The organism is Stutzerimonas tarimensis, assembly GCF_042648805.1.
GTDB lineage: Bacteria > Pseudomonadota > Gammaproteobacteria > Pseudomonadales > Pseudomonadaceae > Azomonas > Azomonas tarimensis.
This window is the reverse complement of the sequence record NZ_JBHRXZ010000017.1, coordinates 255545-268986: the sequence shown is the minus strand read 5'-3', so window position 1 is coordinate 268986 and position 13442 is coordinate 255545. Positions and strand designations below refer to the sequence as shown.

The 13442-nt window shown below is 65.0% G+C and carries 9 protein-coding genes and 1 riboswitch; of the genes, 6 read left to right on the top strand and 3 right to left on the bottom strand.

The window, feature by feature from the left end; translation table 11 throughout:
* The first annotated feature begins 2 nt into the window (after window positions 1-2).
* From argS to ACFOMF_RS08140, 6 genes are all read left to right on the top strand, one after another.
* A complete protein-coding gene (gene argS / locus ACFOMF_RS08165; RefSeq protein ID WP_386363453.1) occupies window positions 3-1745 on the top strand; it encodes an arginine--tRNA ligase in 1743 nt (580 codons plus the stop codon).
* A 9-nt stretch (window positions 1746-1754) separates the two neighbouring features.
* Window positions 1755-2456 carry an SPOR domain-containing protein gene (locus ACFOMF_RS08160; protein WP_386363450.1) on the top strand — a complete coding sequence of 234 codons (702 nt, stop codon included), beginning with the start codon at window positions 1755-1757 and terminating at the stop codon, window positions 2454-2456.
* A 148-nt stretch (window positions 2457-2604) separates the two neighbouring features.
* A complete protein-coding gene (gene hslV, locus ACFOMF_RS08155) occupies window positions 2605-3141 on the top strand; it encodes an ATP-dependent protease subunit HslV (protein ID WP_386363448.1) in 537 nt (178 codons plus the stop codon).
* Between the two features lie 19 nt (window positions 3142-3160).
* On the top strand, window positions 3161-4507 hold the full coding sequence (gene hslU / locus ACFOMF_RS08150) for an ATP-dependent protease ATPase subunit HslU (RefSeq protein WP_386363446.1): 1347 nt from the start codon (window positions 3161-3163) through the stop codon (window positions 4505-4507).
* 90 nt (window positions 4508-4597) lie between these two features.
* Window positions 4598-4972, top strand: coding sequence for a gamma-butyrobetaine hydroxylase-like domain-containing protein (locus ACFOMF_RS08145; RefSeq protein ID WP_386363438.1), 375 nt, complete (start codon window positions 4598-4600; stop codon window positions 4970-4972).
* Window positions 4973-5170: 198 nt separating this feature from the next.
* The gene (locus ACFOMF_RS08140) at window positions 5171-7108 is read left to right on the top strand and encodes a methyl-accepting chemotaxis protein (protein ID WP_386363436.1); all 1938 of its coding nucleotides are present in this window, start codon (window positions 5171-5173) and stop codon (window positions 7106-7108) included.
* A 43-nt stretch (window positions 7109-7151) separates the two neighbouring features.
* Here the strand turns inward: ACFOMF_RS08140 and thiC are convergent, their stop codons facing one another.
* From thiC to ACFOMF_RS08125, 3 genes are all read right to left on the bottom strand, one after another.
* Window positions 7152-9035, bottom strand: coding sequence for a phosphomethylpyrimidine synthase ThiC (gene thiC / locus ACFOMF_RS08135; RefSeq protein ID WP_386363433.1), 1884 nt, complete (start codon window positions 9033-9035; stop codon window positions 7152-7154).
* 80 nt (window positions 9036-9115) lie between these two features.
* Window positions 9116-9222: riboswitch (TPP riboswitch) on the bottom strand.
* Between the two features lie 180 nt (window positions 9223-9402).
* Window positions 9403-11109 (bottom strand): ShlB/FhaC/HecB family hemolysin secretion/activation protein, encoded by a 1707-nt coding sequence (locus tag ACFOMF_RS08130; RefSeq protein WP_386363431.1) that lies wholly within the window; start codon window positions 11107-11109, stop codon window positions 9403-9405.
* A partial coding sequence (locus tag ACFOMF_RS08125; RefSeq protein ID WP_386363428.1) for an MBG domain-containing protein occupies window positions 11109-13442 on the bottom strand: 2334 nt, incomplete at its 5' end. The genes ACFOMF_RS08125 and ACFOMF_RS08130, both read right to left, overlap by 1 nt.

The following is a 13442-nucleotide window of genomic DNA, read 5'->3' as shown; positions in this document are numbered from 1 at the left end:
CCATGAAAGACACCATCCGCCAGTTGATCCAGCAAGCCCTCGCCCGCCTGACCGAACAGGGCGTGCTGCCTGAAGGGCTGTCCCCTGTGATCCAGGTGGAAAACACCAAGGACAAGAGCCACGGCGACTTCGCCAGCAACATCGCGATGATGCTGGCCAAGCCCTCCGGCCAGAAACCGCGGGATCTGGCGCAGCGCCTGATCGAAGCGTTGCCCGCCGATCCCGCCGTGAGCAAGGTGGAAATTGCCGGGCCCGGATTTCTCAACTTCTTCCAGAACAGCAATGTACTGGCCCAGCGCCTCGCCGCCGCGCTGGCCGACCCTTGCCTGGGCGTGCGCAAGCCAGCGAGCCCGGAGCGCGTGGTGATCGACCTCTCGTCCCCCAACCTGGCCAAGGAAATGCACGTCGGGCACCTGCGCTCGACCATCATTGGCGATGCAGTGGCCCGGGTGCTCAGCTTCATTGGCGACGAGGTGATTCGGCAGAACCACGTCGGCGACTGGGGCACCCAGTTCGGCATGCTGCTGGCCTATCTCGAAGAAAACCCCATCGCCGCACAAAGCCAGCTGTCCGACCTCGAACAGTTCTATCGCGCAGCCAAACAGCGCTTCGACGAATCGCCCGAGTTTGCCGAGAGGGCGCGTCAGAACGTGGTCCGGCTGCAGGCCGGCGACCCTGACTGCCTGGCGCTCTGGACTCGCTTCAACAGCATCTCGCTGTCGCACTGCCAGGATGTCTATGACCGTCTCGGCGCGCGTCTGAGCGAGGCCGACGTGCGCGGGGAAAGCGCCTACAACGACGAACTCCCCGCCATCGTCCAGGCGCTGCGCGACCGCGGCATGCTCACCGAAAGCGACGGTGCCCAGTGCGTGTTCATGGACGAATTCAAGAATGCCGACGGCAACCCTCTGCCGGTCATCGTGCAGAAGGCCGGCGGCGGCTACCTCTACGCCACCACCGACCTCGCCGCGATGCGCTACCGCAGCGAGGTGCTCAAGGCCGACCGTGTGTTGTATTTCGTCGACCAACGCCAGGCCCTGCATTTCCAGATGGTCTTTGCCGCTGCCCGCCGCGCCGGCTTCGTCGCCCCGGAGATCAGGCTCGAACACATGGGGTTCGGCACCATGAACGGACCCGACGGGCGCCCGTTCAAGACCCGCGATGGCGGCACTGTCAAGCTTGTGGACCTGCTCGATGAAGCCGAGCAGCGTGCCTATGCCCTGGTCAAGAGCAAGAACCCCGAACTCGATGAAACCGAACTGCGCGGCATCGCCCGGTCTGTGGGTATCGGCGCGGTGAAGTATGCCGACCTGTCCAAGCATCGCAGCAGCGATTACAGTTTCAACTTCGAACAGATGCTCAGCTTCGAGGGCAACACCGCACCCTACCTGCTGTACGCCTACACCCGTGTCGCCAGCATTTTCCGCAAGCTGGGCAAGGACATCGAGCCGATCGAGGGAGCCATCATCCAGCTCGACACCGAGCAGGAACAGGCCCTGGCCGCGCGCCTGGCGCAATTTGCCGAGGTGCTGCTCAACGTCGGTGAAAAAGGCTTGCCGCACCTGCTCTGCAGCTATCTCTACGACCTGGCCGGGCTGTTCTCCAGCTTCTACGAGAACTGTCCGATTCTTGCCGCCGACGACCCCATGCAGCAGCAGAGCCGCCTGCATCTGGCCGCGCTGACCGGCCGTACCCTTCGCCAGGGGCTCGAACTCTTGGGCCTGGAAACTCTGGAAAGGATGTAAAGAACGTCGATGGCCACCAAGAAAGCTGCACCCAAGCGGGGCGCCAGCCGCTATCAGCCCCCACCACCGCGCAAACCCTTGCCTGGCTGGGCCTGGCTGGCCTGCGGCCTGGTCATTGGCGCATTCGGCTTCTTCCTGTTCTCGCTCGAGCCCGGCAGCGACGCCATCAAGCGCCCCAGCGAAGCCAGCGCCCCGGCGCAACAAAGTCCGCGGCCCACCCCCAATGGCGAACAGCCGCCCCGCCCGCGCTACGACTTCTACACTCTGCTGCCCGAATCAGAGGTCATCCTGCCGCCAGGCGGCGAGCCACCGGCTCCCGAGCCGGTATCACCACGGGTGGTCACTCCCGAGGAAGCCGCGCGAATCGACACTGCCCGCGCCGAAGCTGCGCTCCAGGGCGAGACACCTCCGCCTCCGCCAGTGGTTGCCGCCCCGCCCCCGCCGCCCACCCCAGCGGCGACCAGGACGCAGTTCTTTCTCCAGGCGGGTTCCTTCCGTCGCGCCGAAGAAGCCGACCGGGTGCGCGCGCAGATCCTGCTGCTCGGCTACGACGTCCGGGTAGAGACCGGCAGCGTGCGCGGCGAAACCTGGCATCGCGTGCTGGTGGGGCCTTACGGCGACCAGGGGCGCCTGACCCAGGTACAGAAGCAACTGGCCGCCAGCGGCTATTCCAATCTGCTGCCGCAGAAGCGCCAGATCCCCGGGGGTTGACCCTGTCCCGCAAGGGCGCTGCGGTCAGCTTCTACAGGAGCTGGCAGCAGCGTTCACCGGTTCCGGGGGGCACTGTTGAAATCGGTCAGCGGCCACCCCATATCACTCCGACCGGGCGCCAGGCGCCCCAGCCAGTTGGAGATTTCCCTTGACCACCATCGTCTCAGTCCGCCGCAACGGCAAAGTCGTCATGGGCGGCGACGGCCAGGTTTCGCTCGGCAACACCGTCATGAAGGGCAACGCGAAAAAGGTCCGCCGTCTCTATCATGGCCAGGTACTGGCAGGTTTCGCCGGGGCCACCGCCGATGCCTTCACCTTGTTCGAGCGCTTCGAGGGGCAACTGGAAAAGCATCAGGGGCATCTTGTTCGGGCCGCAGTGGAACTGGCCAAGGACTGGCGCACCGACCGTTCTCTCAGCCGCCTCGAGGCGATGCTCGCGGTCGCCAACAAGGATGCCTCGCTGATCATCACCGGCAACGGCGACGTGGTCCAACCCGAGCATGACCTGATCGCCATGGGCTCGGGCGGCGGCTTCGCCCAGGCGGCAGCCCTGGCACTCTTGCAGAAAGGCAGCGACGAGATGTCCGCCCAGGAAATCGCCGAGACAGCACTGAACATCGCTGGCGCCATCTGCGTCTTTACCAACCAGAACCTGACCATCGAAGAGCTGGATTCCATCAACTGATCCGCTCCGGAGTAACCGCATGTCCATGACGCCCCGCGAAATCGTCCACGAACTCAACCGCCACATCATCGGCCAGGACGATGCCAAGCGCGCCGTCGCCATCGCCCTGCGCAATCGTTGGCGGCGAATGCAGCTGCCCCAGGAGCTGCGCCAGGAGGTCACGCCAAAGAACATCCTGATGATCGGACCCACCGGGGTCGGCAAGACCGAGATCGCCCGCCGGCTGGCCAAGCTGGCCAACGCACCCTTCATCAAGGTCGAAGCCACGAAGTTCACCGAGGTGGGCTACGTCGGTCGTGACGTGGAGTCGATCATCCGCGACCTGGCCGACGCGGCCCTGAAGATGCTGCGTGAGCAGGAGATGCACAAGATGCGTCACCGGGCCGAGGACGCGGCCGAGGAGCGTATCCTCGACGCCCTGCTGCCGCCCGCACGCCCGGCCATGGGCTTCAGCGAGGAACCGGTACGCAGCGAGGACTCCAACACCCGCCAGCTGTTTCGCAAGCGCCTGCGCGAGGGCCAGCTCGACGACAAGGACATCGAGATCGAAGTAGCCGACATGCCGGCCGGCGTCGAGATCATGGCGCCCCCCGGCATGGAGGAGATGACCAACCAGCTACAGAACCTCTTCTCCGGGATGAACAAGGGTCGCAAGAAGAGCCGCAAGCTGAAGGTCAAGGAAGCGCTCAAGCTGGTCCGCGACGAGGAAGCCGCCCGCCTGGTCAATGAAGAAGAACTGAAGAGCCGCGCCCTCGAAGCTGTGGAACAGAACGGGATCGTGTTCATAGACGAGATCGACAAGGTGGCCAAGCGCGGCAACACCAGCGGCGCGGATGTGTCCCGCGAAGGCGTGCAACGCGACCTGCTGCCTCTGATCGAAGGCAGCACGGTCAACACCAAGCTCGGCATGGTGAAGACCGACCACATCCTCTTCATCGCCTCCGGCGCCTTCCACCTGTCCAAGCCCAGCGACCTGGTCCCCGAGCTGCAGGGCCGCCTGCCGATCCGGGTCGAGCTCAAGGCACTCTCGCCTGAGGACTTCCAGCGCATCCTGACCGAACCGCACGCCTCGCTCACCGAGCAATACCGGGAGCTGCTTCGGACTGAAGGGCTGGGCATCGAGTTTGTCGAGAGCGGTATCCAGCGGCTTGCGCAGATCGCCTGGCAGGTCAACGAAAAGACCGAGAACATCGGCGCGCGCCGCCTGCATACGCTGCTCGAGCGCCTGCTCGAAGAAGTATCCTTCAGTGCCGGCGACCTGGCGGCCCAGCACAGCGGTACGCCGATCCGGATCGATGTCGATTACGTCAACGCCCACCTGGGTGAGCTGGCCGAAGACGAAGACCTGTCACGCTACATCCTCTAACGCAGCCAATGTCCGAAGGTTGAACGAGGACGTGATCGTTCAGCCTCCAGCGCCGCTATCGGACTTTATCCCGCACGGAGTGTGACGCCCATGCCCATCCCCACCGCCATCAATCTGCACAAGGCTTCTCGCACGCTGTCGCTGACCTACGGGCCGGGCGAGACCTACGACCTCAGCGCGGAATTCCTGCGCGTGCATTCGCCCTCCGCCGAGGTCCAGGGCCACGGCAAGCCGGTGCTCCAATTCGGCAAGCAGCAGGTCACGCTGGACAAGATCGAACCCGCAGGGCAATACGCTCTCAAGTTGGTCTTCGGCGACGGTCACGACAGTGGGCTCTTCACCTGGGACTACCTCTGGGAGCTCGCCACCGAACGGGACAAGCTGTGGCAGTCCTACCTCGAGGCGCTTGCTGCCGCCGGAAAGTCCCGTGACCCGGATGTCTCGGCCGTCCGCCTGATGCTCTAAAACAAGGCAGGCCCACATGCCAGAGCCCCGTTTCAGGGCCTCTGGCCACCTCGATAGAGATCTCCGGGCGCCTCGCCACGATGCGCCAATCCCCCGTCCCCATGGCCTCGTCGTAAAACTGACAAAACGTATGCCTGCCTGTTCCTCTCTGGGGCGATTCTTGCACGTTCGGAGGTTCACGATTGGGAGTACGGCGGTATGGGTTCCTTGAAAGAAGGCCTCAACGATTTATCGGTGGGGAAAAAGTTGGGACTGGGCTTTGGCCTGGTGCTCATGCTCACCTTGCTGGTGATGCTGATCGGCCTGGGCGCCTTGTCCGCGACCGCAAAGCGCAGCGAAAACCTCAATCGGGTCAGCGACCTGGACCGGCAGGCGCTGGCGGTGCGCAACCTCGAGCTGCGCGTGATCTACGACCGCGATGACCAGCAGGTGGCAGCCCTGCAGCAGGCAGTCGAAGCGATGGACGAGCGGATCAAGGCACTGGCCGAATGGCTGGACGGCACCGAGGGACAGGACGCGCTTGCCGGGTTGCAGGCTGAAGTTCACCGTTACGCCTCAGCCCTCGAATCCCTCGAACAGGCCAGGGCCCTGCGCGAGGAGGCCCAGCACACGCTTCAGCAGAACGCCGAGGCTACCGCCCTCAGCCTCGGTTCGTTGCAGCGCCAGGCATTCTCTGCCCTCGAGTTCGGCGACGACCTCAGCGGCGCCATGGATCATGTCCGCGGCCTTGGCCAGCTCGACAGTCAGCTGCAGCACAGCCGCCAGCTTGCCCAGTCGCTGCTCTACCGGCCGGACCCGGAGGCCGCTGGACTCACCGCGGCTTCGCTGGCAACCGTGGGCGCGACAGTCGAGCGACTCCGCAAGTCACTGCCGCCGAGCCTTGGCAGCCAGCTGTTTCTGATCGACGGCATGCTGACCAACTTCAGCAACGCCCTCGAAGCCCTCGAACAAGCGATGCTGGACACCGCCAGCGCGCGGCAGACCCTGGAGGCCAGTTCGGAGGCAGTCAGCCGCCACAGCCGAGCGCTTTTCGACCTCGAGCGAGACAGCCTGGCCGCCGGTCAACGGCTGGCCAATATGCAACTTGGCGGCCTGACAGCCGTGGCCCTGCTGCTCGGCGCCCTGGCCGCCTGGTTGATAGCCCGGCAGATCACCCGCCCGCTGCAACAAACATTGAGCTTTGCCCAGGCCATCTCCACGGGCGACCTCAGCGGTGAAATCAACAGCGCTCGCCGGGATGAACTGGGACAGCTGCAGCGCGCCATGCAGAACATGCGGCAAAACCTGCGCGAGCTGATCGGCAGCATCGGTGACAGCGCGACGCGAATCGCCTCGGCCGCCAACGGCTTGTCGAACATCACCGAACGCGCCAGTCTCGGCATTGCCAGCCAGAAGCAGGAAACCGATCAGGTCGCGACGGCCGTCAGCCAGATGGCAGCGACCGTGCAGGAGGTGGCGCGCAATGCGGTGACGGCCTCCGAGGCTACCCAGCAGGCCGGCCAGCAGGCGCATGACGGTGACCGCGCGGTCAATGCGATGCTCCAGCAGATCGACCGCATGGCCGGCCAGGTCAGCCGTTCGGCACAGGCCATGGACGGCCTGCATAAACACAGCGAATCCATCGGCAGCGTGCTGGCGGTGATCCGCTCGGTGGCCGAGCAGACCAACCTGCTGGCCCTCAACGCGGCGATCGAAGCGGCCCGCGCCGGGGACGCCGGACGCGGCTTCGCGGTGGTCGCCGACGAGGTTCGCGGTCTGGCCCAGCGCACCCAGCAGTCGACCCGCGAGATTCAGGAACTGATCGAAACCCTGCAGTCGGGCGCGGAGAACGCTGCCCGAACCATGCAGGAAAGCCGCGAACTGAGCACAGCGACCCTGGACCTGGCGCGCAGTGCCAACCAGGCACTGACCACCATCAGTGGGCAGGTATCGCTGGTACAGAACATGAATCAGCAGATTGCCGCGGCGGCCGAGGAGCAGAGCGCGGTGGCCGAGGAGATCAGCCGCAGCGTGGTAAAGGTGCGCGACGAAACCGAGCGCAGCGTGAACGACAGCGAGCAGACCGCCAGCTCAAGCATCGAGCTGGCGCGCCTGGGTGGCGAGCTGCAGCGCCAGGTGGGGCGTTTCCGCCTCTGAGTGAGCCCGAGCCGGCAACCTAGCGGTTGCCGGCCTGGCCAACTCAGACCTGCTTGTAGATCACCGAGCCTTCATCGCGGAAACGCTCGGCCTGCTCCTTGAAACCCGCCTCGATGGCCTTCTGCTCCTCGGTCAGGCCGTTCTCGGCGGCGTAGTCACGCACTTCCTGGGTGATCTTCATCGAGCAGAACTTCGGCCCGCACATGGAGCAGAAGTGCGCCACCTTGGCCGACTCCTTGGGCAGGGTTTCGTCGTGGTAGGCGCGCGCGGTGTCCGGGTCGAGGCCGAGGTTGAACTGGTCCTCCCAGCGGAACTCGAAGCGCGCCTTGGACAGCGCATTGTCACGCACCTGGGCGCCCGGATGACCTTTCGCGAGATCAGCAGCATGCGCGGCGATCTTGTAGGTGATGATGCCGGTCTTGACGTCATCCTTGTTCGGCAGGCCGAGGTGCTCCTTGGGGGTGACGTAGCACAGCATGGCGCAGCCGAACCAGCCGATCATCGCCGCGCCGATGCCACTGGTGATGTGGTCGTAGCCCGGGGCGATGTCGGTGGTCAGCGGGCCGAGGGTGTAGAACGGCGCCTCGTCGCAGCATTCGAGCTGCTTGTCCATGTTCTCCTTGATCATGTGCATCGGCACATGGCCCGGGCCTTCGATCATGCACTGCACGTCGTGCTTCCAGGCGATCTTGGTCAGTTCGCCGAGGGTCTCCAGCTCGCCGAACTGCGCGGCATCGTTGGCGTCGGCAATCGAGCCCGGACGCAGGCCGTCGCCCAGCGAGAAGCTGACGTCGTAGGCCTTCATGATTTCGCAGATGTCTTCGAAGTGGGTGTAAAGGAAGTTCTCTTTATGGTGCGCCAGGCACCACTTGGCCATGATCGAGCCGCCGCGGCTGACGATGCCGGTGACGCGCTTGGCGGTCAGCGGCACGTAGCGCAGCAAGACGCCGGCGTGGATGGTGAAGTAGTCCACGCCCTGCTCGGCCTGCTCGATCAGGGTGTCGCGGAACAGCTCCCAGGTCAGGTCCTCGGCGACGCCATTGACCTTCTCCAGTGCCTGGTAGATCGGCACCGTGCCGATCGGCACCGGCGAGTTGCGGATGATCCACTCGCGGGTCTCGTGGATGTGCTTGCCAGTAGACAGGTCCATCACCGTGTCCGAACCCCAGCGGATGCCCCATGTCAGCTTGGCCACTTCTTCCTCGATGGAGGAACCCAGCGCCGAGTTGCCGATGTTGCCGTTAATCTTCACCAGGAAGTTGCGGCCGATGATCATCGGCTCCAGTTCGGTGTGGTTGATGTTGGCCGGAATGATGGCGCGGCCGCGGGCGACTTCCTCGCGGACGAACTCGGGGGTGATCTCCTTTGGGATCGCCGCACCGAAGCTCTGCCCCTTGTGCTGGGCGGTCAGCAGGCCGGCCTCGCGCGCCTCGGCGAGCTTCATGTTCTCGCGGATGGCGATGTATTCCATCTCCGGCGTGATGATGCCCTTTCTGGCGTAGTGCATCTGGGTGACGTTCTGGCCCGCTTTTGCCCGACGTGGGTTGCGTACGTGGGCGAAGCGCATGGCCGTCAGTTCGGCATCATCCAGCCGGCGCTGGCCGAATTCGGAGGTCAGCCCAGGCAGACGCTCGGTGTCGCCGCGCTCGTCGATCCAGGCGCTACGGACGTCAGCCAGGCCCTTGCGCACATCGATCTGTACGGTCGGGTCGGTGTAGGGGCCGGAGGTGTCGTAGACGGTGACCGGCGGGTTGATCTCGCCACCGAACTCGGTCGGCGTCACGTCCAGGCTGATCTCGCGCATCGGCACGCGGACGTCCGGGCGCGAACCCGTGACGTAGACCTTGCGCGAGCGCGGGAAGGGCTGGATCGACTGTTGGTCGACCTGGGCGGACTCGCTGAGGTTCTTGGATTCTTCGGCACGCATCGGCTGGCTCCTGGGGAAAGATGTCGGAGCGAACCTGAAGGGCCGGGGGCACCTGGGGCGGTGCAGAGGGGCCCGCCGCACGGCGAGCACTTCTTGTTCCCTACGCAGGTATCAACCTGATCAGGTTCAACGGGATCCGGCACGCGCCGATCTCAGCCTCCTCTTCGAGGCACCCCGACAAGAACGGGAGTGAGTCTAATCAAGGAATGGCCGGAGCGCCATGCCGATCGACCGCAGGAAACTCATATCCGAAGCCGGGACTATACCTGGAGCGCTGAAGCAGCAACGGGCATGCTCGCGAACGCGGATTGAAAGGCTCGCGGGCATGGCCACGCCTACAGGTTGCCGTACCGGCGCCCTCGAAGCCTTAAAAACTATACTGCGCTCGCGCCCATACGGTCGGTGTACGGTCGCGACTGTCCGACTCCGGGTCGCCACCGGCCGTTCGCCAGGCTACGCTGGCCTCGCCCTGCCATGCGCCCTGGTTGAAGCGCACCCCGGCGCCCGCACCGGAAACGCTGCGATGATTGTTCACATCCGACCAAGGGTTACTGACCAAGCGTACACGCCCGCTGTCGTGAAAGACGAAGGGGCTGAACGCGCCCAACGCATAGCGAAGCTCCACCTGCGTCAGCCAGCCCTGGTCGCCGTAGCCTTCTCCTACCGGGTAGGCGCGTACCCCGCCCGGACCACCCAGGCCGAAATCTTCCGAGGAATCGAGGTTATCGCCGCTCCACTGGCCGCTGAAACGGCCGTACAGGCTGAACCCTGCCGGCAGTGCCTGCAGACGTGCGATATCGAGATTGACCTTGTCGAAACGACCATCGGTTTTCGCCGTCAATCGATCCGCCAGCTTCAACTGGCTGTCCAGACGCAGCTTCCCATGCGTCCAAGTGACTGCGCCGAAGCTCACGCCGCCACCAGCCAGGCTGTCGCGCAGATCGAACTGCAGGGACAGCGGGACACTATCGCTGGACTTGTCCTGCTCGACATCGGCCTGACGGTATTCGTCGCGCAGCTGCTTGTGCTGGTAGGTCGCGCTCAAACCAAGGTTGGCACGTTGCGAGCGCAGCAGCGGATAGCTGAGACCGGCACTGCTGACCTTTGCCGTGCCACGGGCATCGAGACCGGCAAACTCCTTGCCCAACTCGTAATAGGTATGTCCGTAGCCGACTCGGGCCCGCAGACCGGAACCGCCCAGCGGCAGGCTGTAGTCGATGTTGCCGAACCACATGCCTTCGCTGCTGTAGAGGGCGCGCAGGCTCAGTTGGTCGCCAAAGGTGAAGGAGCTGTTGGCATACAGGTCGACGAAACCACGGTGCTCGCCGGTGTAGCGGTTACCGTGATTATCCACCCCGACCGCGCCGGAAAAGCGCTCGGCACGCTCGACCTGCACCTGCAGATCGCCGGTGCCGACTTTCTCGCCCGGACGGATCAGCGGCGTGGTGTGTACACCCGGCTGATCGGACAGGATCAGCGCAGCGCGCTCCAGCTCGCGGCTCTCGATTACCTCGCCCGGCTGCAGCCTCGCCAGGAAAGCCTGCGCCTGCGCCGCCAGGGCAGGATCCCCCTGAGCGGCAACCCGGCCATAACGACCTTCCACTACCTCGAGGCGCAAAGCGCCGTCGGCCAGGGTCTGCGCCGGCAGGAATACCCTGGCGAATGGATAGCCCGCTGCGTGGTAGTAGTCGGTCAACTGATTGGCCAGGCCCCTGAGACCAGCCAGATCGAACGAGCGCCCCTCATACTCGCCGAGTACCGTCAGCAGGTGCTCCTCGCTGAACAGGCTGTTACCGCTGACAGTGATACTGCGCAGTTGTACCTCGCGGCCTCCCGGCTGCGGCTCATCGGGCAGCGGGATGGAGAAGTCGAAACGTGGCGAGGCCTTCGGCAGTTCCAATTCAGGAGCCTGCTCCGTCAGGATGCGGCCCGCATCCGGAGGCTGTTGGGCCATGGCGGCTGTGGCATGGAGCAGCGCCAGGGTCAGCAGGGACAAACGCAGGGGCGAGGAATACGACATGTTGTGAATGGCTCCAGCTACAGAATCGGCGAAATCGGGGATGGAGGACTTCATCAGATGCCCTCCTGGAGGTCGGTCTGCGACGGCAGATGGATACCGCCCTCGACCACCAGCACCCGCGCGAAGCCAGCCGTACCGCTATCCGCCTGCGGCAGCACACCGTCCACGGACAGCGCTTCCGGTGCGAGCGCAACGAACTCGAGCCCTCCTGGCCCGACGCCGGGCTCGACGCTCCGTGGCCTGACAGGCGGCACTGCGGGCAGGGCCTGCGCGGCCGCGATGGCGCCATCGGTTTGGCGACTATCCTGGATGATCAGTACGCCGTCGACCGCAGTGATCAGGTAGTTGCCATTGGACAGGGCACTGGCATCGATCACGTACCTACCGGCGCCCTCTCCGCTTTCGCGCACCAGCGCACCGTTCAGGACGTCATTGCCGATCAGATTGCCCTGAGTGACTTGCCAGGTCAGTGCCGGGTCGCTGCTGCCATAGATTTTGCTCAGGCTGTCGGCAGTGACCGTGATGGCACGCGGGTCGATGGTCAGCGTGCCGTTGTGGGCGGTGACCAGGTAGTTGCCATTGGCCAGGCCACTGGCATCGATCACATAGCTGCCGACGTTCTCCCCGCCGGCGCGGGTCAGCGTGCCGTTCAGGGTGTCGTCGCCCACCAGGTTGCCAGCGGTGACGCTCCAGCCCAGGGTTGGGTCGGCGTCGCCATAGGTCTTGCTCAGGCTGCCGGCGGTGACCGTGATGGCACGCGGGTCGATGGTCAGCGTGCCGTTGTGGGCGGTGACCAGGTAGTTGCCATTGGCCAGGCCGCTGGCATCGATCACATAGCTACCGACGTTCTCCCCGCTGGCGCGGGTCAGCGTGCCGTTCAGGGTATCCTGGCCCACCAGGTTGCCGGCGGTGACGCTCCAGCCCAGCGTCGGGTCGGCGTCGCCGTAGGTCTTGCTCAGGCTGCCGGCGGTAACCGTAATGGCGCGTGGATCGATGGTCAGCGTGCCGTTGTGGGCGGTGACCAGGTAGTTGCCATTGGACAGGCCGCTGGCATCGATCACATAGCTACCGACGTTCTCCCCGCTGGCGCGGCTCAGCGTGCCGATCAGGGTGTCGTCGCCCACCAGGTTGCCGGCGGTGACGCTCCAGCCCAGGGTCGGGTCGGCATCGCCGTAGGTCTTGCTCAGGCTGCCGGCGGTAACCGTGATGGCGCGCGGATCGATGGTCAGCGTGCCGTTGTGGGCGGTGACCAGGTAGTTGCCATTGGACAGGCCGCTGGCATCGATCACATAGCTACCGACGTTCTCCCCGCTGGCGCGGGTCAGCGTGCCGATCAGGGTGTCCTGGCCCACCAGGTTGCCGGCGGTGACGCTCCAGCCCAGGGTCGGGTCGGCGTCGCCATAGGTCTTGCTCAGGCTGCCGGCAGTGACCGTGATGGTACGGGGGTCGATGGTCAGCGTGCCGTTGTGGGCGGTGACCAGGTAGTTGCCATTGGACAGGCCGCTGGCATCGATCACATAGCTGCCGACGTTCTCCCCGCCGGCGCGGCTCAGCGTGCCGATCAGGGTGTCGTCGCCCACCAGGTTGCCGGCGGTGACGCTCCAGCCCAGCGTCGGGTCGGCGTCGCCGTAGGTCTTGCTCAGGCTGCCGGCGGTAACCGTAATGGCGCGTGGATCGATGGTCAGCGTGCCGTTGTGGGCGGTGACCAGGTAGTTGCCATTGGACAGGCCGCTGGCATCGATCACATAGCTACCGACGTTCTCCCCGCTGGCGCGGCTCAGCGTGCCGATCAGGGTGTCCTGGCCCACCAGGTTGCCGGCGGTGACGCTCCAGCCCAGGGTCGGGTCGGCATCGCCGTAGGTCTTGCTCAGGCTGCCGGCGGTGACCGTAATGGCGCGTGGATCGATGGTCGCCTGGTGAACGGTATCAGCCAATATGTAGTTGCTGGCCAGGCCGCCGCCATCGCTCAAGGTGTACTGGACGGTCACCGTGTAAGCGCCGGCATTGGGGCTGTCGAAGACGCCCGTGGCGTCCAGGCCAAGCGTTTCACCCGCGACCAGCCCGGACAGGGTCCCTGCATTGACCGTGGCGGCCGTGCTGCCGTCATAGGTCTTGTTGGCGACACTGGAACCGACGACCTGCAGAACCTTGGCCAGGATATCGGCGCTCAGGGTCTCGCCAGCGACGATGTAGTTGCCACTGTCGGTGCCCGAAAGCTGGTAGGTGACTGTGACCTGCTTGCCGATGCCCGCGTTCTTGTCCGCGAATTCACCACTGCCGGCTACGCTGACGCTGTCGCCGTCGACGACACCCGCGAGCGTACCGGCGCTGACCTGCGCATCGGTGCCGCCGTCATAGGTCTTGTTGGCGACGCTGGAACTGACGAT